The sequence below is a fragment of the Stutzerimonas azotifigens genome, assembly GCF_013522725.1.
In the GTDB taxonomy this organism is placed as follows: Bacteria; Pseudomonadota; Gammaproteobacteria; order Pseudomonadales; family Pseudomonadaceae; genus Stutzerimonas; species Stutzerimonas azotifigens_A.
This window is the reverse complement of sequence record NZ_JAAMRF010000001.1, coordinates 387,554-406,871: the sequence shown is the minus strand read 5'-3', so window position 1 is coordinate 406,871 and position 19,318 is coordinate 387,554. Positions and strand designations below refer to the sequence as shown.

Annotated in this window: 19 protein-coding genes; 8 read left to right on the top strand and 11 right to left on the bottom strand. The window is 60.4% G+C overall.

Features of this window, described 5'->3' with window-relative positions:
- Positions 1-52 precede the first annotated feature (52 nt).
- The 4 genes from G7026_RS01920 to G7026_RS01905 all read right to left on the bottom strand — a co-directional run bounded on the left by G7026_RS01920 (position 53) and on the right by G7026_RS01905 (position 4,246).
- Positions 53-820: an amino acid ABC transporter ATP-binding protein gene (locus tag G7026_RS01920; RefSeq protein WP_181068952.1), complete on the bottom strand. Its 768-nt coding sequence runs from the start codon at positions 818-820 to the stop codon at positions 53-55.
- An 8-nt stretch (positions 821-828) separates the two neighbouring features.
- Positions 829-1,926: an amino acid ABC transporter permease gene (locus tag G7026_RS01915; protein WP_181068951.1), complete on the bottom strand. Its 1,098-nt coding sequence runs from the start codon at positions 1,924-1,926 to the stop codon at positions 829-831.
- A 10-nt stretch (positions 1,927-1,936) separates the two neighbouring features.
- On the bottom strand, positions 1,937-3,121 hold the full coding sequence (locus tag G7026_RS01910; RefSeq protein ID WP_181068950.1) for an amino acid ABC transporter permease: 1,185 nt from the start codon (positions 3,119-3,121) through the stop codon (positions 1,937-1,939).
- Positions 3,122-3,217: 96 nt separating this feature from the next.
- Positions 3,218-4,246 (bottom strand): amino acid ABC transporter substrate-binding protein, encoded by a 1,029-nt coding sequence (locus G7026_RS01905; protein ID WP_181068949.1) that lies wholly within the window; start codon positions 4,244-4,246, stop codon positions 3,218-3,220.
- Between the two features lie 525 nt (positions 4,247-4,771).
- Between G7026_RS01905 and G7026_RS01900 the strand changes: the two genes are divergently transcribed.
- The 4 genes from G7026_RS01900 to G7026_RS01885 all read left to right on the top strand — a co-directional run bounded on the left by G7026_RS01900 (position 4,772) and on the right by G7026_RS01885 (position 8,426).
- The gene (locus tag G7026_RS01900; protein ID WP_181068948.1) at positions 4,772-5,437 is read left to right on the top strand and encodes an alpha/beta hydrolase; all 666 of its coding nucleotides are present in this window, start codon (positions 4,772-4,774) and stop codon (positions 5,435-5,437) included.
- Between the two features lie 215 nt (positions 5,438-5,652).
- Positions 5,653-6,588: a GGDEF domain-containing protein gene (locus G7026_RS01895; protein ID WP_181068947.1), complete on the top strand. Its 936-nt coding sequence runs from the start codon at positions 5,653-5,655 to the stop codon at positions 6,586-6,588.
- Positions 6,589-6,711: 123 nt separating this feature from the next.
- Positions 6,712-8,130 (top strand): ATP-dependent RNA helicase RhlB, encoded by a 1,419-nt coding sequence (gene rhlB / locus G7026_RS01890; RefSeq protein WP_181068946.1) that lies wholly within the window; start codon positions 6,712-6,714, stop codon positions 8,128-8,130.
- Positions 8,131-8,261: 131 nt separating this feature from the next.
- Positions 8,262-8,426, top strand: coding sequence for a hypothetical protein (locus G7026_RS01885; RefSeq protein ID WP_178080337.1), 165 nt, complete (start codon positions 8,262-8,264; stop codon positions 8,424-8,426).
- Here G7026_RS01885 and G7026_RS01880 read toward each other — a convergent pair whose 3' ends face one another.
- The 5 genes from G7026_RS01880 to dmeF all read right to left on the bottom strand — a co-directional run bounded on the left by G7026_RS01880 (position 8,427) and on the right by dmeF (position 12,315).
- A complete protein-coding gene (locus G7026_RS01880) occupies positions 8,427-8,885 on the bottom strand; it encodes a molybdenum cofactor biosynthesis protein MoaE (RefSeq protein ID WP_181068945.1) in 459 nt (152 codons plus the stop codon).
- Entirely contained in the window at positions 8,886-9,134 is a 249-nt protein-coding gene (locus G7026_RS01875) for a MoaD/ThiS family protein (protein ID WP_181068944.1), read from the bottom strand.
- Positions 9,131-9,601 (bottom strand): cyclic pyranopterin monophosphate synthase MoaC, encoded by a 471-nt coding sequence (gene moaC, locus G7026_RS01870; RefSeq protein ID WP_181068943.1) that lies wholly within the window; start codon positions 9,599-9,601, stop codon positions 9,131-9,133. Before moaC ends, G7026_RS01875 begins: the two co-directional genes overlap by 4 nt.
- Positions 9,602-9,687: 86 nt before the next feature.
- Entirely contained in the window at positions 9,688-11,079 is a 1,392-nt protein-coding gene (locus G7026_RS01865) for a PhoH family protein (RefSeq protein ID WP_181068942.1), read from the bottom strand.
- 249 nt (positions 11,080-11,328) lie between these two features.
- Entirely contained in the window at positions 11,329-12,315 is a 987-nt protein-coding gene (gene dmeF / locus G7026_RS01860; protein WP_181068941.1) for a CDF family Co(II)/Ni(II) efflux transporter DmeF, read from the bottom strand.
- A gap of 149 nt (positions 12,316-12,464) precedes the next feature.
- Between dmeF and yaaA the strand changes: the two genes are divergently transcribed.
- From yaaA to G7026_RS01845, 3 genes are all read left to right on the top strand, one after another.
- On the top strand, positions 12,465-13,244 hold the full coding sequence (gene yaaA, locus G7026_RS01855; RefSeq protein WP_181068940.1) for a peroxide stress protein YaaA: 780 nt from the start codon (positions 12,465-12,467) through the stop codon (positions 13,242-13,244).
- Positions 13,245-13,962: 718 nt separating this feature from the next.
- Complete coding sequence (locus tag G7026_RS01850; RefSeq protein WP_181068939.1) at positions 13,963-15,405, top strand: mannose-1-phosphate guanylyltransferase/mannose-6-phosphate isomerase; 1,443 nt, start codon at positions 13,963-13,965, stop codon at positions 15,403-15,405.
- Between the two features lie 240 nt (positions 15,406-15,645).
- On the top strand, positions 15,646-15,867 hold the full coding sequence (locus G7026_RS01845; protein WP_181068938.1) for a hypothetical protein: 222 nt from the start codon (positions 15,646-15,648) through the stop codon (positions 15,865-15,867).
- Between the two features lie 282 nt (positions 15,868-16,149).
- Here G7026_RS01845 and purU read toward each other — a convergent pair whose 3' ends face one another.
- Entirely contained in the window at positions 16,150-17,001 is an 852-nt protein-coding gene (purU, locus tag G7026_RS01840) for a formyltetrahydrofolate deformylase (RefSeq protein ID WP_181068937.1), read from the bottom strand.
- A 286-nt stretch (positions 17,002-17,287) separates the two neighbouring features.
- Between purU and mvaT the strand changes: the two genes are divergently transcribed.
- Positions 17,288-17,665, top strand: a complete 378-nt coding sequence (gene mvaT / locus G7026_RS01835; protein WP_181068936.1) for a histone-like nucleoid-structuring protein MvaT — start codon at positions 17,288-17,290, stop codon at positions 17,663-17,665.
- A gap of 175 nt (positions 17,666-17,840) precedes the next feature.
- On the opposite strand, the gene sbcB is transcribed toward mvaT, so the two are convergent.
- Positions 17,841-19,265 carry an exodeoxyribonuclease I gene (gene sbcB / locus G7026_RS01830; RefSeq protein WP_181068935.1) on the bottom strand — a complete coding sequence of 475 codons (1,425 nt, stop codon included), beginning with the start codon at positions 19,263-19,265 and terminating at the stop codon, positions 17,841-17,843.
- Between the last annotated feature and the right edge of the window lie 53 nt (positions 19,266-19,318).

Below are 19,318 nucleotides of genomic sequence, written 5' to 3'. Positions count from 1 at the left end.
TCCGTCGTAACGCCCGGCGGTGCGTTGCACACCGCCCGGCCAGCTACTGGATTCAGTGCAGGATCTGACTGAGGAACAGCTGGGTACGCTCGTTTTCCGGATTGGTGAAGAACTTCTCCGGAGCCGCCTGTTCGACGATCTCACCCTTGTCCATGAAGATCACCCGATTGGCCACGGTGCGCGCAAAGCCCATCTCGTGGGTCACGCAGAGCATGGTCATGCCGTCCTGGGCGAGCCCGATCATGGTGTCCAGCACCTCCTTGACCATTTCCGGATCGAGGGCCGAGGTCGGCTCGTCGAACAGCATGATCTTGGGCTTCATGCACAGCGCACGAGCGATCGCCACACGCTGCTGCTGGCCGCCGGAAAGCTGACCGGGATACTTGTTGGCCTGCTCCGGAATGCGCACGCGCTCCAGATATTGCATGGCTATTTCCTCGGCCTGACGCTTGGGCATCTTGCGCACCCACATCGGCGCCAGCGTGCAGTTCTGCAGCACGGTCAGATGGGGAAACAGATTGAAATGCTGGAAAACCATGCCCACTTCGCTGCGAATGGTTTCGATCTGCTTGAGGTCGTTGGTCAGCTCATGGCCATCGACGACGATCCGACCCTGCTGGTGCTCTTCAAGCCGATTGAGGCAACGAATGGTCGTCGACTTGCCCGAGCCGGAGGGACCGCACAACACGATGCGCTCACCCTGGGTGACGTTCAGGTTGATGTCCTTGAGCACGTGGAACTGGCCGTACCATTTGTGCACACCCTCCATCTGGATCATCAACTGATCGGCGCTAGCGGGCTGCTTGTTCATATCGTTCATGTTCACTCCTAACGCTTGTGGCCCCGGTCCAGCTTGTGCTCCAGATGCATGGAGTAGCGGGACATGCCGAAACAGAAAATCCAGTAGACGAACGCGGCGAAGACATAGCCCTCGGTGGACATACCCAGCCAGGCCGGGTCGGCCGTCGCGCGCTTGATGCTATTGAGGAAGTCGAACAGACCGATGATGATCACCAGACTGGTGTCCTTGAACAGCGCGATGAAGGTGTTGACGATGCCCGGGATGACCAGCTTGAGCGCCTGCGGCAGGATCACCAGCATCATGCTGCGCCAGTAGCCCAGGCCCATCGCCGCGGCCGCCTCGTACTGCCCCTTGGGAATCGCCTGCAGCCCGCCACGCACGACTTCGGCGATATAGGCCGCCTCGAAGAAGATGATCATCACCATCGCGCGCATCAGTTTGTCGAGGTTCATGCCCTCGGGCAGGAACAGCGGCAGCATGACCGACGACATGAACAGCACGGTGATCAGCGGGACGCCACGCCAGAACTCGATGAAGGTCACGCAGATCACGCGGATCGCCGGCATTTCCGAGCGACGCCCGAGCGCCAGCAGGATGCCCAGCGGCAAGGCACCGGCGATACCGACCGCCGCAATGATGATGGTTAGCATCAGACCACCCCACTGGCTGGTCGATACCGTCTGCATGCCAAGGAACCCGCCATGCAGAAGCCAGTAGGCGATCAGCGGATAGGCGATCAGATAACCGATCCCGAAACGGGCCTTGTGAGGCGTTTTCTTCAGAAACAGCGGCACCGCACCCACGACCGCCAATACCGCGGCCAGATCGACGCGCCAACGCAGGTCAGCCGGGTAGAACCCGTACATGAACTGGGCGAAACGGCTCTGGATGAACACCCAGCAAGCACCTTCACGCGAGCAGTCGGAGCGGGCATCGCCCGTCCAGTCGGCCTGGATGAAGGCCCAGTTGAGCAGCGGTGGAATGATCAGCCAGACCAGATAAAGTCCGGCCAGCGTCATCAGGGTGTTGAACCAGCTGGAGAACAGGTTGCTGCGCATCCAGCCGACGACCCCGACGTTTCTGCTCGGTGCCGGCAAGTCAGGTTTGAATATATGCGTAGTCACAGGCTTATCCTCACCGCTCGATAAGCGCGATGCGCTTGTTGTACCAGTTCATCAGGATCGAAATGCTGATGCTGATGGCCAGGTAGACACTCATGGTGATCGCCATGGTTTCGATCGCCTGACCGGTCTGGTTGAGAACCGTGCCGGCGAACAGCGAGACCATGTCGGGATAACCGATGGCGGCGGCGAGCGACGAGTTCTTCGCCAGGTTGAGGTACTGGCTGGTCAGCGGCGGGATGATCACCCGCATGGCCTGCGGTACGATCACCAGGCGCAGCGTCTGCCCAGGGCGCAGGCCCAGCGAGCCAGCCGCTTCGGTTTGCCCGTGACTGACCGATTGAATGCCCGCACGCACGGTTTCGCCGATGAAGGCAGCGGTATAGATCGACAGCGCCAGCACGATGGATACCAGCTCGGGAATGATCACCCAGCCGCCGCGGATGTTGAAGCGCTGCAGCTCCGGTACCTGCCAGTGAAACGGCGCACCGAATGCCAGCACAGCCAGCAATGGCAAGCCAATCAGCAGCCCCAGGCTGGTCCACAGCACCGGGAAGCGCTCGCCTGTCGCATGCCGCCGCAGACGCGCCCAGCGATGTAGGACGACCACCGCGACAACGGCCACCAGCAGTGCGATCAGGAACGGCCACATGCCCTCGGCCGCGAACGGCGCCGGCATCTGCAGACCGCGGTTGTTCAAGAAGAACATGTCCCACAGCGAAATGCTGTCCCTCGGACCCGGCAGCGGCGCCAGCACGGCGAAGTAAAAGAAGAAGATCTGCAGGAGTGGTGGGATGTTGCGGAAGGTTTCGATGTAGACGGTAGCGAGCTTGCGGATCAGCCAATTGGGCGATAACCGTGCGATCCCGAGGATGAATCCAAGGATGGTCGCCAGCACGATACCCACGATGCTGACCAACAGCGTGTTCAGCAAGCCAACCCAGAACACCCGACCATAACTGTCGCTTTCGGTGTAATCGATCAGATGCTGCGGAATGCCGAATCCCGCGGAATTATTGAGAAAACCGAACCCTGACGTGATCCCCCGATTCGCCAGGTTTGTTTGGGTGTTGTGGAAAAGGTACCAACCGATGCCGACAACGGCGGCGACGGCAATGATCTGGAACAGCCAGGCACGGACTTTGGGATCGCGCATGTACGACCCCGCAGACGGCGCGGCTTTACTGGTGGTTCGCATTAAAAAGCCTCACGAAACGCGACCGGCACACATAGGTGTGCCGGAAACGTTAAGCCAAAACGGAAACACGGCCGCCAGTGGCAGCGGCCGGGACGGTCAACGCACCGGCGGTGCGTATTGCAGACCACCGTTGTTCCAGAGGGCGTTGAGACCACGCTCGATCTTCAGCTCGCTGCCGGCACCGACGTTGCGGTCGAAGACTTCACCGTAGTTGCCCACCTGCTTGACGATCTGCACAGCCCAGTCTTTGGGCAGCTTCAGATCCTTGCCATATTCACCTTCGGCACCGAGCAGACGCGCCACGTCGGGATTCTTGGTGGTCTTGGCCATTTCTTCGACGTTGGCCGAGGTGAGGCCAAGCTCTTCGGCGTTGACCATCGCGAACAGCGACCAGCGCACGATGTCGAACCACTCCTCGTCGCCCTGGCGGGTCGATGGGCCGAGAGGCTCCTTGGAGATCACTTCCGGCAGTACCACGTAGTCGTCCGGGCTGGCCAGCTTGATGCGCTGGGCGTACAGCTGGGACTGGTCGGAGGTCAGCACGTCGCAACGACCGGACTCCAGCGACTTGGCGCTCTCGTCGGAGGTGTCGTAAGTGATGGGGGTGTACTGCAGGTTGTTGGCGCGGAAGTAGTCGGACAGGTTCAGCTCGGTAGTGGTACCGGCCTGGATACAAACCGTGGCACCGTCGAGCTCCTTGGCACTGGAGACACCGACTTTCTTGTTCACCAGGAAGCCCTGGCCGTCATAGTAGGTGACGCCGGTGAAGTTCAGGCCCATGGCCGCATCGCGCGAACTGGTCCAGGTGGTATTGCGCGACAGCACGTCGACTTCGCCCGACTGCAGCGCGGTGAAGCGCTCCTTGGCGGTCAGTGCGCTGTACTTGACCTTGCTGGCATCGCCGAATACCGCTGCAGCAACTGCGCGGCAAACGTCGACGTCAATCCCTTTGTACTCCCCCTTGGCATCAGCGTAGGAAAAGCCCGGAAGGCCATCGCTGATACCACATTGAACGAAACCCTTCTTCTTCACCGCATCCAGGGTGGCCCCGGCGTTGGCGATACCGGTGACGCTCAGCGCAGCTGCAGCGATCACGACAGCCAGGGTGGATTTCATCATTTTCATCAAAACCTCCAGTTGCTCTTATTGTGCGGAGTTCCGGTCCTGCTCCCTCGCCCTTGTGAGGCAGGCACGTCTCGAAGCGAAACGGGCGGAAGCAAAACTAGCCGGGAGTCTAATCGCCAAATCTTTGATCGGCCATCGACTCCCTTCTCGCTCATCGAACCGATGGGCCGAAACGATCAAAAGTTGGGATACCCGCATCGGGGCTCCGCCTACCTGCATCGGCTCGGCGTTACCGCCATGAACTCCTCGCAGCCCCGCCAGGACAAAGCAAGCGGCGTACCAGCGTGGGCCGATAGCACAACCAGATTTGTAAAACCGTAAGCGGAGCCGCGAAACACCACGGAATATCAGAGCGCCACCACCTGAATGCCCATCCGAACCGATATCAACACCCCCACATCCGTGGCCGAGGCATGACAAAAGAAGAAACCGAGCGCTACTGTTCAGTGATCGGCTGTCACCTTCCCACCCGAACGCCCTATTTCAATGCGCACATTTTTTCGAGCGCCCCAAATTGGAGCCACCATGAGCGATGCCTTGATCGTAGAACCCACCTCGCCCGCAGACAGCTGCGTCATCTGGCTGCACGGACTCGGCGCGGACCGCACCGATTTCCTTCCGGTCGCGCAAATGCTTCAGCAAAAACTTGTCTCCACGCGGTTCGTGCTTCCCCAGGCACCCACCCAGGCGGTAACCATCAACGGCGGCTGGCAGATGCCCAGCTGGTACGACATCCTCGCGATGAGCCCGGCCAGGGCGATCGATCAGGAGCAACTGGAGGCCTCGTCCGAACGGGTCATGTCATTGATCGAGGAACAGCGCGACAAGGGGATCGATCCTCGCCGCGTGATACTCGCAGGCTTTTCCCAAGGCGGCGCCGTGGTACTGCACACCGCCTTCCTGCGCTGGCCCGACGCCCTTGGGGGAGTGATCGCTCTGTCGACGTACGCCCCCACCTTCGTCGACGAGCTGTCGCTTTCGCCTAGCCAACGCGCCCTGCCCGTACTCTGTCTGCACGGTACTCGCGACGATGTGGTGCTTCCACAGATGGGCCGCACAGCCTATGACCAGCTGAAGACGGCGGGCGTGCCCGTGACCTGGCAGGACTATCCGATGGCGCATGAAGTGATGATCGAAGAGATAAACGACATCGGTGACTGGCTGGAAAAGAGGCTTGGTTCCAAGAACTGATGATCCCGCAAGCCGCTCGGCTTCGGTTTTGTGACCAAACGCATACATGAGAATCGCAACGCCGCTACGCTAGCCGCAAAAAGCGGACTGGTTCTGCTTTTCGCCTCCCGACCGAGCACCACTCGCCTCGACGGGAGTCGAAGCAGACCACCCAGACGAGGAGAGCAGTTCGCGATGTGTACGACCCGGGTAAAGCAGTTGGATGCGCTTGTGCGATGAAGACGGTTTTCTGGCAAGAGAACCTGCAGCAACTGATGCAGATGCGACTGATGCACAACGTCAACCCAGCCAGCCTCAAGCCGCTGCTCCAGGAATTGCAGGCGTGTGAACTCGAGCCGGGCGAGATACTGCTCACGCCCTTCAAGCGCAACAATTATCTTTATCTGATCCTCGGTGGCGAGCTCGAGGTCTACCTCGAATCCCTCGACAGCCAGCCGGTACGCAGCCTTGGTGTAAACGATTGCGTGGGTGAAATCAGCTTCGTCGACAATCATGCGCCCTCGGCCTATGTCGTGGCGCGTCAGCCGACCCTGCTGCTGCGTCTGCACAATCGCACCCTGCCGCTGCTCACCCAGTCGCCTGCCTTGATGCAGAACCTGGTGCAACTGCTCTGCGAACGTGTACGACAGGGCAACCGTATCATCATCGACAGCGAGCAGAACGCCAAAATCGACACGCTGACCGGGGCTTTCAACCGGCGCTGGCTCGACCATGTGTATGAACGTGAGAGCACACGCTGCGCATTCAACGAACAACCGCTGAGCATGCTCATGCTCGACGTCGACCACTTCAAGGCCTACAACGACCGGCACGGGCACCTCGCCGGTGACTACGCGTTGTGCCTGGTGGCCCACACGTTGCGCAACCAGTTGCGCCCGAAGGACAGCCTCACCCGCTACGGTGGCGAAGAATTCGTCATCCTGCTGCCCGAACTGGGCATAGATGAAGCGCGCTCGATCGGTGAACGCCTTCGCACGAGTCTCGAGCAGATCAATGACTTCTATTCCCCGGTCGGCATACTTCCCGGCGTTACCGTCTCCATCGGTCTTGCCCCCATGCGCCCGAAAGACAACCTGCAAAGCCTGATTGGCCGCGCCGACAAGGCGCTGTACAAGGCCAAACAGCAAGGCCGCAACTGCCTCTGCGGCTGAGCGCACCCCCGTCTCGACAAGCATAAGAGGTAGCGCCGCAAGCCAAGCTCGGCGCGGACTTCGCCCTGCCTGCGTCTTGCATTACACTGGCGAGTGATCCTATCAATCAATGACGAGAAGACCGTGCTCAAAGCACTCAAGAACATCTTCGCCAAGGGTTCGCCCGAACAGTCCGCCGAGCCAGCAGTTCGCACCAGCCAAGACGACGCCCAGGCAATTGACGCAACGCCACCGAGCCGTCCGCAAAGCGAACCAGCCGCTGAACCAGGCGCACCGCGACAGACCAGCAAGCCCTCCCGAGCAAAGCCCAGCAAACCGCCAATGCCAGCATGGAAACTGGAGGACTTTCAGGTCGAACCGGCCGAAGGCAAGACGCGTTTTCACGATTTCGACCTGACGCCTGAGCTGATGCATGCGATTCAGGACCTGGGCTTCCCCTATTGCACGCCGATCCAGGCGCAGGTGCTGGGATTCACGCTCAAGGGGCGCGACGCCATCGGCCGCGCCCAGACCGGCACTGGCAAGACCGCCGCCTTCCTCATCTCCATCATCAGCCAGCTGCAACAGACGCCACCTCCGAAAGAGCGCTATATGGGCGAACCGCGCGCGCTGATCATCGCCCCGACCCGTGAGCTGGTGGTGCAGATCGCCAACGATGCGCTGGCACTGACCAAGTACAGCGGCCTGAACGTCATGAGCTTCGTGGGCGGGATGGACTTCGACAAGCAGCTCAAGCAGCTCGAATCGCGATACTGCGACATTCTGGTGGCCACGCCCGGGCGCCTGCTGGACTTCAACCAGCGCGGCGAAGTGCACCTGGACATGGTCGAGGTGATGGTCCTGGACGAAGCCGACCGGATGCTGGACATGGGCTTCATTCCCCAGGTGCGCCAGATCATTCGCCAGACGCCCATGAAGGGCGAGCGCCAGACACTGCTGTTCTCGGCGACCTTCACCGAAGACGTGATGAATCTGGCCAAGCAGTGGACGGTGAACCCGGCCATCGTCGAAATCGAGCCGGAAAACGTCGCCAGCGACACCGTCGAACAACACGTCTATGCGGTGGCCAGCAGCGACAAGTACAAGCTGCTCTATAACCTCATCAGCCAGAACGACTGGGAACGCGTCATGGTGTTCGCCAATCGCAAGGACGAGGTACGCCGCATCGAGGAGCGCCTGACGCGCGACGGCATCAGCGCGGCGCAGATGTCCGGAGACGTTCCCCAGCACAAGCGCATCAAGGTGCTGGAAGGATTTCGCGAAGGCAAGATTCGCGTTCTGGTAGCCACCGATGTCGCCGGTCGAGGCATCCATGTCGACGGCATCAGCCACGTGATCAATTTTACCCTGCCAGAAGATCCGGACGACTACGTGCACCGCATCGGACGCACCGGTCGTGCCGGGACCAGCGGCATTTCGATCAGCTTCGCCGGCGAAGACGACGCCTTCGCCCTGCCCCCCATCGAAGAGCTGCTCGGCCGCAAGATCAATTGCGAGATGCCCCCCGACACACTGCTCAGGCCCGTGCCGCGCTCACGGTGATCGGTGACAAAGGCGGAGCGAAGGCTTCGCCTTTTTTATTGCAGGTCTACCGGAGATGACCCAGGTCAGATCGTCATCGCAACGGCCGTCTATAGTTTCAGGTATCAAATCCGGGCCAGAGGAGAATTCGGATGGATACCTTCCATTGGATGCTACTGCTGATCGTTGCCGGCTTCCTGCTGCTCGGCGTCGGTTTCAACTGCCGGGACAAGGAATGGGGAGTCGGACTGCTGAGCCTGGGCGTCGTCTGCATGCTCTCGTCGCTGCTCTACAAGGTGTACATCACCTTCGGCTGATCAACCGCTCGACGACCAGCCACGAGCGGCGGCTTCATCGCTCGCGCGCCCTTCCACCCAGCGCGCGCCCTCGGACGTGTCTTCCTTTTTCCAGAACGGTGCGCGGGTCTTGAGATAGTCCATCACGAAACGGCAGGCATCGAATGCCGCATCGCGGTGAGCGCTGGCGGCACCGACGAACACGATCGGATCGCCCGGCTCGAGACGCCCGACCCGATGCAGGATATCCAGCGCCAACAGTGGCCAGCGCTCATGGGCCTCGCTGGCGATCTTTTCCAGCGCATGCTCCGTCATGCCAGGCGCATGCTCGAGAAAAAGCCCGGACACCTCGAGGCCATCGTTGAAGTCCCGAACATAGCCGACGAAACTGGCGACCGCGCCAATGCCCAGGTTGGCCGAGTGCAGGGCGCCCACTTCGACGCCCGGATCGAAACTGTGCTGCTGTACGCGAATGGTCATTCAGCCTCCCGTGACGGTCGGAAAGAAGGCGACCTCGTCGCCGTCTTCGAGCGGCTCGTCCAGTGAGCAGAGTTCCTGGTTGCGTGCGCACATCAGATTCGGCTCGGCCATCAGCTCCCAGACGCCTCCGCGCGCCAACAGGAAATGGCGAAGCGCGTCGACTCTGCTAAACGTCGGCTCCCAATTCAGCTGTTCGCCGTCGAGCCCGAGCGCTTCTCGATAACGGGCAAAATACTGCACGCGAATCATGCCGGGACCTCCCAGTGACCGCTCTTGCCGCCGAGTTTTTCCAGCAGCCGAACGCCTTCGATGACCATCCCGCGGTCCACCGCCTTGCACATGTCATAAAGAGTGAGCGCCGCGACGCTTGCCGCCGTCAGCGCCTCCATCTCGACGCCCGTCTGCCCCGCCAGCCTGCAGCGCGCCACGATACGCACCCGATCTTCGCCCAGGGCGTCGAGTTCGACCTTGATGCTGGTCAGCAATAGGGGGTGGCATAGCGGGATCAATTCGTGGGTTTTCTTCGCGGCTTGTATGCCGGCGATACGAGCGACGGCGAACACGTCGCCCTTGGGGTGGCCGCCCTCCTCGATCATGCGCAAGGTTTCGGGACGCATGCGCACCAGCGCCTCGGCCGTCGCCTCGCGGGAGGTCACCGCCTTTTCGGTGACGTCGACCATGTTGGCGCGGCCCTGCGAATCCAGGTGGGTAAGCATAAAAGGTACTCCGGGAATGAACGCCGCCCATTGTATACCGGTAGGACGGCTTCATTCCGGCCCCATAGCGGGGCCGGCCGGTCTGGTTACATATGTGCTTCTGCGTATTCGGCGAGTACCGAACGCGGCACGCCTTGCAGGGTGATATGGACGCCGTGGGGGAAGTCTTTGAAGCGTTCGGTCAGGTAGGTAAGACCGGAACTGGTGGCGGACAGATAAGGCGTGTCGATCTGCGCAAGGTTGCCCAGGCACACGACTTTCGAGCCGCTACCGGCACGGGTGATGATGGTTTTCATCTGGTGCGGCGTCAGGTTCTGGCACTCGTCGATCAGGATCAGGCTCTGCTGGAAGCTTCGCCCGCGAATGTAGTTGAGTGATTTGAACTGCAGCGGCACCTTGCTGAGGATGTAATCGACGCTGCCATGGGTGCTCTCGTCCTCCATGTGCAAAGCCTCGAGGTTATCGGTAATCGCACCGAGCCAGGGTTCCATCTTTTCCGCTTCGGTGCCTGGCAGGAAGCCGATGTCCTCATCGAGCCCCTGGACACTGCGCGTCGCGATGATCCGCCGATAGCGCTTGCTGACCATGCTCTGCTCGATCGCCGCAGCCAGGGCCAGAATCGTCTTGCCCGAGCCTGCCGCACCGGACAGATTGACTAGATGGATATCCGGATCGAGCAAGGCGAAAAGCGCCAGCGCCTGGTAAATGTCACGTGGCCGTAGCCCCCAGGCCTCCTGATGCAGCAGCGGCTCCTGATGGAGATCGAGAATCAGCAGTTCGTCGGCCTTGATGCCCTTCACCCAGCCGACAAAGCCCTGCTCGTCGAGGATGAATTCGTTCACGTGCACGGCGGGCAGATTGTCGGTCAGCTGCACCCGGTGCCAGGTTCGGCCATGAGCCTGGCGCGTCTCGACCTTGCTGACGCGGTCCCAAAACGAGCCACTCATGTCGTGATAGCCGCGCGACAGCTGGCCGATATCATCCACCAACTGGTCGGTGTGGTAATCCTCGGCGGCCACACCACAGGCCCGCGCCTTGAGGCGCATGTTGATGTCCTTGGTGACCAGCACCACGGGCGTGCCGCCGCGGCGGGCCTTCAACTCCACCACCTGATTGATGATCTTGTTATCGTTGAGGTCTTCGGGAAGCCAGGTCACCGGTTCGGCGCGCTTGCTCATCAGTATCGACAAACAGCCGCACGGCCCCGCCGCGCCGCGCTGGATCGGCACCCCCATTTCAACTTCCTCCGGTGTCGCCTCGCCGAGCACCTTGTCGATCAGACGAATCGCCTGGCGGCACTCGGCGGCCACCGTATGTTTCCCGGTCTTGAGCTGGTCCAGCTCTTCGAGGACGGTCATGGGTACCGCGACGTGATGCTCCTGGAAGTTCAGCAACGCGTTGGGATCGTGGATCAGCACATTGGTGTCGAGCACGTAGAGCGTGGGCTGCGTAGCGCGGGGTCTGCCGTAATCATCCATACGCGGTTTCACCTTTCTCGTCTGGCCGGGCGCGGAGCAGACGACGCTCCGTCGCATACGAACCGCCATGCGCAAGGTGAGCGACTTGGGGAGCCAGTGGGTTCGGAGCATCCCGAGGCCGCCACCTGTGTTGCAGGTTTCGGCGGTCTGTCTCTGGTAATACCGTAAAAAACATGACCGGCGAAAGGCTTTTTCGACCCGATGAGGCTTTTTTTTCCGCGCGACGAAATGCGCTTGGCGGTCCCGAGCTCAGCGCGCTAGAGTCCCGAGTCCAGGCCCTGCGAAATGCGTCGCAAGAGCGCAGCGATTGACCTCCGCGGTGACGTGAACGATCTCGGCAAAACCATGCAGCACCGCCTTGTAATCGTCCGCCGAGCGATCCCCATGGGTGACGACACTGAGGATGCAGCTGTATTGCGCCTTCCCCACGCGCCATAGATGCAAGTCCACCACTTCGGTATCGGGCAGTTGCTCGAGTGCCCGCCGAACCTTCGCCACCAGCGGATCGTCCATTTCCCGATCGAGTAGCGCCTTCGCGGTCTCGAGCAGCAGCCCCTTGGCCCATATGCCGATCACCAGTGCGCCTAGCACGCCCATCAGAGGGTCCAGCCAGCCCCATCCGTAATATTTCACCCCGAGCAACGCGACGATCGCCGCCACCGAGGTCAACCCATCGGTCAACACATGCACGAAGGCGGCCTGACGGTTGAGGTCCTTGCCATGCCCATGCGGGTGCCCCTCTCCATGACCGGCATGGGCGTGATGGGCATGCCCGTGCTCATGCTGGCCACGCAGCAGCCACGCCGACCAGAGGTTTACCAGCAGGCCGATCACCGCCACCCAGAGCGCCTCGTCGTAAGCGATCTGCGCAGGCGACCAGAAGCGCCAGATCGATTCGCCGAGCATCAGCACCGCCACCACAACCAGCAGCAAGGCACTGGCAAACCCGGCCAGCACTTCGATCTTCCAGGTGCCGAAGGCAAAGCGGCGATCACCCGCAAAGCGCCTGGCGAGATAGTAGGCCAGTGCCGCAAGACCGATCGCCACCATGTGCGATGCCATGTGCCAGCCGTCGGCCAGCAACGCCATCGAGTTGAACAGGTGACCCGCCCCGATTTCCAGAATCATCGTCGCCCCGGTCAAAGCCACCACCTTCCAGGCCTGCCGCTCGGACTGCCGCTCCAGCGGTCGGTAATCATGGGAAGGATGCCAGTGGGAATGGTTGCAGTCGGTCATCGGCGCTCTCCTCGAAACTCGACACAGCTTGCTCCTTGCCCCCAGGGGAAGGTCAAGCATCCCGCTGGCCGGGACGGACAATCGCGCCGATAGCTGGAGCCGCGAGACCCATCACGCCTAGAATCGGCACCATTTGATGGAGACTGCTGATGCTGATGGTGATATCCCCCGCCAAGACCCTCGATTACGAGACGCCCCCTGCTACCCGGCGCCATACCCAACCGCAATACCTCGACCACTCCCAGGTGCTGATCGATGAGCTTCGCAAGCTCTCGCCCCAGGAAGTCGCCGAACTGATGCACCTGTCGGACAAGCTCGCAGCGCTCAACGTGGCGCGTTATGGCGGCTGGGATCCGGAATTCACCCCTGAGAACTCACGGCAGGCGATCCTGGCTTTCAAGGGCGACGTCTACACCGGGCTGGCCGCACAGGACTTCAGCGAAGAGGATTTCGATTTTGCGCAGAAGCACCTGCGCATGCTGTCGGGACTGTACGGAGTACTGCGACCGCTGGACCTGATGCAGCCCTACCGACTGGAAATGGGCACCAAGCTCGCCAATGCCCGCGGTAAGGACCTCTATGCCTTCTGGGACGAGCGCATCAGCGAATGGCTGAGCGAAGCTCTACGGGAGCAGGGAGATGACGTGCTGCTCAACCTGGCATCCAACGAATACTTTTCCGCGGTGAAAAGAAAAGCACTGGCCGCCCGCGTGGTGGAAACCGAGTTTCGTGACTTGAAAAACGGTGAATACAAGATCATCAGCTTCTACGCCAAGAAAGCACGTGGCCTGATGGCTCGCCATGTGATCAAGCATCGGATACGCGACGTCGATCAACTCAAGGCGTTCGACGACAAGGGCTATCGCTTCAGCGAAGAGCGCTCGACCGACGACCGCCTGGTCTTCCTCAGGGCCGAACCGGTGGACTGATCGCTTTCCCTTCTACTCCCCTCCGGGGCGGCTGCCCTCGCCGCCCCGCTCTCGATACGGACAACGGGTGCAGTGCTCGTCGGAACGGGCGCGTACCCTCCAACCTTTTGCCCCAAAAACAAATGCCCGGGAACTATCTAAGGGCACCAGCATCATAAGCGCGTACCGACAATTCCGGATTGGAAAGGGACGTCGCACATGAATGTGCCCTGGGTCATCAAACAATTGCGTTTTTCATTCCGGACCGAAGCGCGACAGGTATTGCCCGCTTCATCCGCCGATAGTGATCACTGCGCGATCACTCCGCGGTCCCGGGATATTGAGCACTCCGCTTGCCATGGCAAGTCGGCGTCTCGACGCTCGATGGATACGACTGATCCATTCGCGCGCGGACTATCCACGGCGAAGCAGCGCTTTGCCGGTCAGTCGAACTGCCGTGGCGAGGCACTGCGCTCGTCCTGTTCAGTGGATAGAACCAACAGGAGCACCGGCAGCGGCCAGGTCGCTCACATCACTCCCGCTCGCCGGCAGGCGAGAAGAAACTGCGGCTGCCTGGGGCTCACGCCTCGTCGGGCACGCCTTGGCTTTTCAGTCGTGGAACGCTACTCCGCGGCCCGTGGAACCTGACAGCTCAAATGAGCGATGCATCAACGCGGCTTTGCGCTGCGCTTAATCGGACAAGAAAAGACTTCAAACGAATCGATTCAGGAGAACGCACATGATCCCGGTTATTCTTTCAGGTGGTAGCGGTTCCCGGCTTTGGCCCCTGTCCCGCAAACAGTTTCCCAAGCAGTTCCTGGCACTGACCGGCGAACAGAGCCTGTTCCAACAGACCGTCGAACGCCTCGCGTTCGAAGGCATGCAGCAACCCGTGCTGGTGTGCAACAAGGAACACCGCTTCATCGTCAAGGAGCAGCTGCAGAACCGCAAGCTGTCGGTGCAGAGCCTGATGCTCGAGCCCTTCGGCCGTAACACTGCGCCGGCCATCGCCATCTCCGCGATGAAGCTGATCGAGCAAGGTCGTGACGAGCTGCTGCTGGTACTTCCCGCCGACCACGTGATCGAAGACCAGAAAGCCTTCCAGCGCTCGCTCGCCCTGGCCACCAATGCCGCCGAACGTGGCAAGCTGGTGCTGTTCGGCATCCCAGCGACCCGCCCCGAGACCGGTTTCGGCTACATCAAGTGCGATCTTTCCGAGCGCGACGGCCTGCCCAACGGCGTCAATCGCGTCATGCAGTTCGTTGAAAAACCCGACGAAGCGCGCGCTCAGCAGTTCGTCGAATCGGGCGACTATTTCTGGAACAGCGGCATGTTCCTGTTCCGCGCCAGCGTCTTCCTCGACGAGCTCAAGCAGCACGACCCGGACATCTACGACACCTGCTGGGCCGCGCTCGAGCGCAGCCTGCACAACGGCGAAGAAGTCCTCATCGACCCGGCAACCTTCGCCTGCTGCCCGGACAACTCGATCGACTACGCCGTGATGGAAAAGACCCAGCTCGCTTGCGTCGTGCCAATGTCGGCAGGCTGGAGCGACGTCGGCTCCTGGTCCTCGATCTGGGACGTCCACGCCAAGGACGAGAACGGCAACGTGGTCAAGGGCGACGTCGTCGCGATGGACACCCACAACAGTCTGATCCACAGCAATGGCAAGCTGGTCACCGTGCTGGGCATGGACGACGTGGTCGTGGTGGAGACCAAGGATGCGCTGATGGTGGCGCACAAGGACAAGGTCCAGGACGTCAAGAAACTGGTCAACGCCCTCGATGCCAAGGAGCGTTCCGAGACCCACAACCACTGCGCCGTCTACCGCCCCTGGGGCTGGTACGACTCGGTGGACATGGGCGGTCGCTTCCAGGTCAAGCGGATCTGCGTCAACCCGGGCGCCAGCCTGTCGCTGCAGATGCACCACCACCGCGCCGAGCACTGGATCGTCGTATCCGGTACCGCGCAGGTCACCTGCAATGACAAGACCTTCCTGCTGACCGAGAACCAGTCCACCTACATTCCGGTGACTTCGGTCCATCGTCTCGCCAACCCTGGCAAGATCCCGCTGGAAATTATCGAAGTCCAGTCGGGCAGCTACCTCGGCGAAGACGACATCGAGCGCCTCGATGACGTATATGGTCGCGCCGAGGGCGTCGAAGCCAATGTAGCCCGCTAAGCGACGCCGCTAAAGAGAGCCCCCTTCCGCAAGGCAGGGGGCTTTTTCATTGGAAAATCGCGCCGGCACAGTCATAAGTCGGCTGTGCGCAGGAACATCCTGCACCAGCGATTCACTTCCTGTTTCGCCACTCCGATCATCGTAACAAACAGTTTTATCTTGAAACTCGCAAACAATCTGCTTTCAATACGCAACCCTGCACAGAGCAGATTCCATTCTTGAACGAGCGATAGACCAAACGTGACCAAAGATGAACTGCGCATCGAACTCGAACGCCAGGCGCAGCGATACAAGACCATTTATGGCGGGGAGGTCACTACCTACGCCGCCCAAGTTGAACCCGAACGCAAACCCTGGCGCAAAAAAGCCAGCGTTCAAGACCAGGCGTTCAAGGAAGAATTGCAGAAACTGGAACTCGAACGGGAGAAACTGCAAGACGATCCCGAAAACAAGTCCCTGTAAATTGCGCGGCTAATACGCACCGGATTGGCGCAGCATGCTGATAGCGGAAGTTAGACGGCAGTCCATTGCCGCCCCGTCCTTAGCCGTCCTTTCCCGATGACTTTTCCGCCGTATCACGCCCATCAGGGGCTTGTTCCTGCAAGCGCTGCCACAACTGCGCCGCCTCCGGAAACTCCGTGCCATGATTCTCGCTGAGTTCCTCGGGATCATAACGACGAACACAGCCCTCACCGATAGTTGATGGGGCCTGGCTCGTCGCTTTGTCCAAAGGCGTGCTCATGCTTAATTGAATACGACTGTCTTGTTGTCGTGTACGAGAACACGGTCCTCGAGGTGATAACGCAAGCCGCGGGACAACACCATTTTTTCGACATCTTTGCCCAAGCGGACCATGTCTTCGATGCTGTCTCGATGCGTTACGCGAACGACATCCTGCTCGATGATCGGCCCGGCATCCAACTCTTCGGTGACGTAGTGGCAGGTCGCACCGATGAGCTTCACGCCTCTGAGCGACGCCTGGTGATAGGGTTTGGCACCAACGAACGACGGCAGGAAACTGTGATGGATATTGATGACCTGTTGGGCGAACTGCTCGCAAAGATCGGGCGGCAGGATTTGCATGTAACGCGCAAGCACGATCACATCGGCCTCATGAGCCCTGACCAGGCGTGATACTTCGGCGAATGCTTCTTCCTTGCGCCCCGCAATGACCGGTACGTGGAAATAGGGGATGCCATGCCACTCGACCATGCTGCGCAAGGCGTCGTGGTTAGCTATCACGCAAGGGATCTCGCAATCGAGTTCGCCGCTGTGCCAGCGATGCAGCAAGTCCGCCAGGCAATGCGATTCGCGGCTCGCCATGAGTACCACGCGCTTGCGCTGCTCCGAATCGCTGATGCGCCACTCCATCGAGAATTCCCGGGCTATGGGCGCGAAGGCCTGGCGGAATCCTTCCAGATCGAAGGGCAATGAATCGGCGCGAATTTCATGACGCATGAAGAACCAGCCACTCTGGCTGTCGGAGTGATGACTCGCCTCGGTAATCCATCCATTGTAGGTGGCGAGAAAATTACTGACCTTGGCGACGATGCCAACGCCATCCGGACAGGCAATGACCAGCCTGAAAGTACGCATCGAGGTAACTCCGCGGTTCGTGAGGCGCGCATTCTATCCCAACGCGTAAAATCGCAGCCATCGCCGTTTTTCGCTATTGCCGACGGCATAAGCCCGAAAACGGCAGCTTCCGTGGGCAAGACAAATCAATAAAGAAGTTGTCCGAGATTCGTCCGCATCGGAAAAACGCCGCAACTTAAATCTCGAGTACGACAACGGTAATTTGCCGAGCTATATTTACTTGCCGCATTTGCATGATTACCATTACGGACAACCTTAACCTTATCCTCATATCAGGGAAGCCCACATGTCGCTTATCAACGAATACCGCGCTACCGAAGAAGCTATCAAAGAACTTCAGGAGCGCCTGAAGAACATGTCGCAGGATGACAAGCTGCAAAAGGAACTTGAATTCGAAGGCAAGCTTCGGGAGCTGATGGGTCAGTACCAGAAATCGCTGCGCGACGTTATTGCCCTGCTCGACCCGGAGGCAAAAAATACTCGTACTAACCGTACTGCCAAGGCGCCTGCGCCAAGCAAGCGTGCCCGCCGCGTAAAGCAGTATAAGAACCCGCACTCCGGCGAAGTCATCGAAACCAAAGGCGGCAACCACAAGACCCTGAAAGAGTGGAAAGCCAAGTGGGGTGCAGACACCGTTGAAGGCTGGTCGACCCTGCTGGGCTGACCCAAGTAGCGAACATCGTCAGAGCGCCAATGCGACCAGAGCGCCCATGACCACTCGGTCATTATCAGCTGAAAGCCTCTGAAGGTTCGATACCACAGCAACACGGAACGCCGGTTCTCCCGGTTATTCGAAAAAGAAACTTTTCGAATAACAAGGAAGCCGGCGTTTTTTTAACTCATAAACCGTAGCGAATACGCAGCTGCTCGGCGTGCGCCTGCCACTGCTGCAGCAGACCTACCCGATCTGCACTCGCGCCTTCCAGCAACTGACCGGCCTGCACCTCGAAGCTCTCCAATGTGTTCGGAGCGCCGCACTCCGGCTGGCTCAAGCGTCGTCTGCAGAATTCCCACCACTGCTGCCTTTCTTCACCGGTCAACGACTCCGGGAAGTTTCGCGCCCGGTAGCGAAACAGCAACTCCGCCAGACGTGGATCGGCAAAAGCCCATTGCCCTGCAAGTTCATGCGGCTGCGCATTACGCACGCGGTCGCACAGCCTGCGGTCACGATCGCCGATGAAACCGTCGTACAACAGTTGTTCGGTATCGTCGGGACAGGGCAATGGCTCTTCCCGGTAGATCTCGTCGAGCCTGTTCTGCCAGTCCGCTTGACGCTCACGCAATGACTCGGCGTTGCGATGACATCCGTCGACATCCAGCGCCAGACGCTGGATATCTTCCTTGCGCAGCACGCCCATGGGCGCGATGACCGGGCAGCGGTTCACGTGGATCAGTTTCAGCGGCACCGGCAGCTCGCCCCCAAGCTCATCGCGCCGGGTATAGAGCCGCTCACGCAAGGTCTGCGCCGATTCGAGCCACAACGGCGACGGGTCGGCCTGCAGGTCGCAGACGATCAGCGCGTTCCGATTGACCGGATGCCAGGCGAGCGGCAGCACGATCGAGAGGAAGTGCCGTGCCGCCGAAAAGCGCCCGGACACGTGCACGAAGGGTTTGAGCAGCTGAATCTGTTCGAGCACCTGTTGTTTGCGCCTCAGCCGATACAGGTAATCGTATAACCGCGGCTGCCGGTCGCGGATCAGGCGAGCCAGCGCTATGGTCGCGCGCACATCGGACAAGGCGTCGTGAGCCTGCATGTGCTCCAGGCGGTTAGCCACGCTCAGGCGCTCGAGCTTCAAACTCACGCGACCGTCCTCTTCCGGCCAGACCAGACCCTCTGGACGCAGGGCATAGGCGGCTCTTACCAGATCGATCAGGTCCCAGCGGCTGTTACCGCCCTGCCATTCCCGTGCATAGGGATCGAAGAAGGTGCGATACAAGCCATGGCGCGTGACTTCGTCGTCGAAGCGGATGCTGTTGTATCCGGCGGTGCAGGTACCCGGCTGCGCCAGCTCCGCGTGCAGACGCGTCATGAATTGCGCCTCGCACAGGCCTTGGCGCTCCAACGTCGAGGGGGTGATGCCGGTCACCAGGCACGCCGCGGGATGGGGCAAGATGTCGTCGCCCGGTCGACAGTACAGGTTCAGGGGCTCGCCGATTTCCTCCAGTGCCTCGTTGGTGCGTATTCCGGCAACCTGCAGCGGACGGTCGCAACGAGGCGAAATACCGGTGGTTTCGTAGTCGTACCAGAAAATAGTCGGCGTCACGTGATCGATCCTTCCATGCGTTGCCACGAGTCTACCCCAGCCGCCCGCGCTGA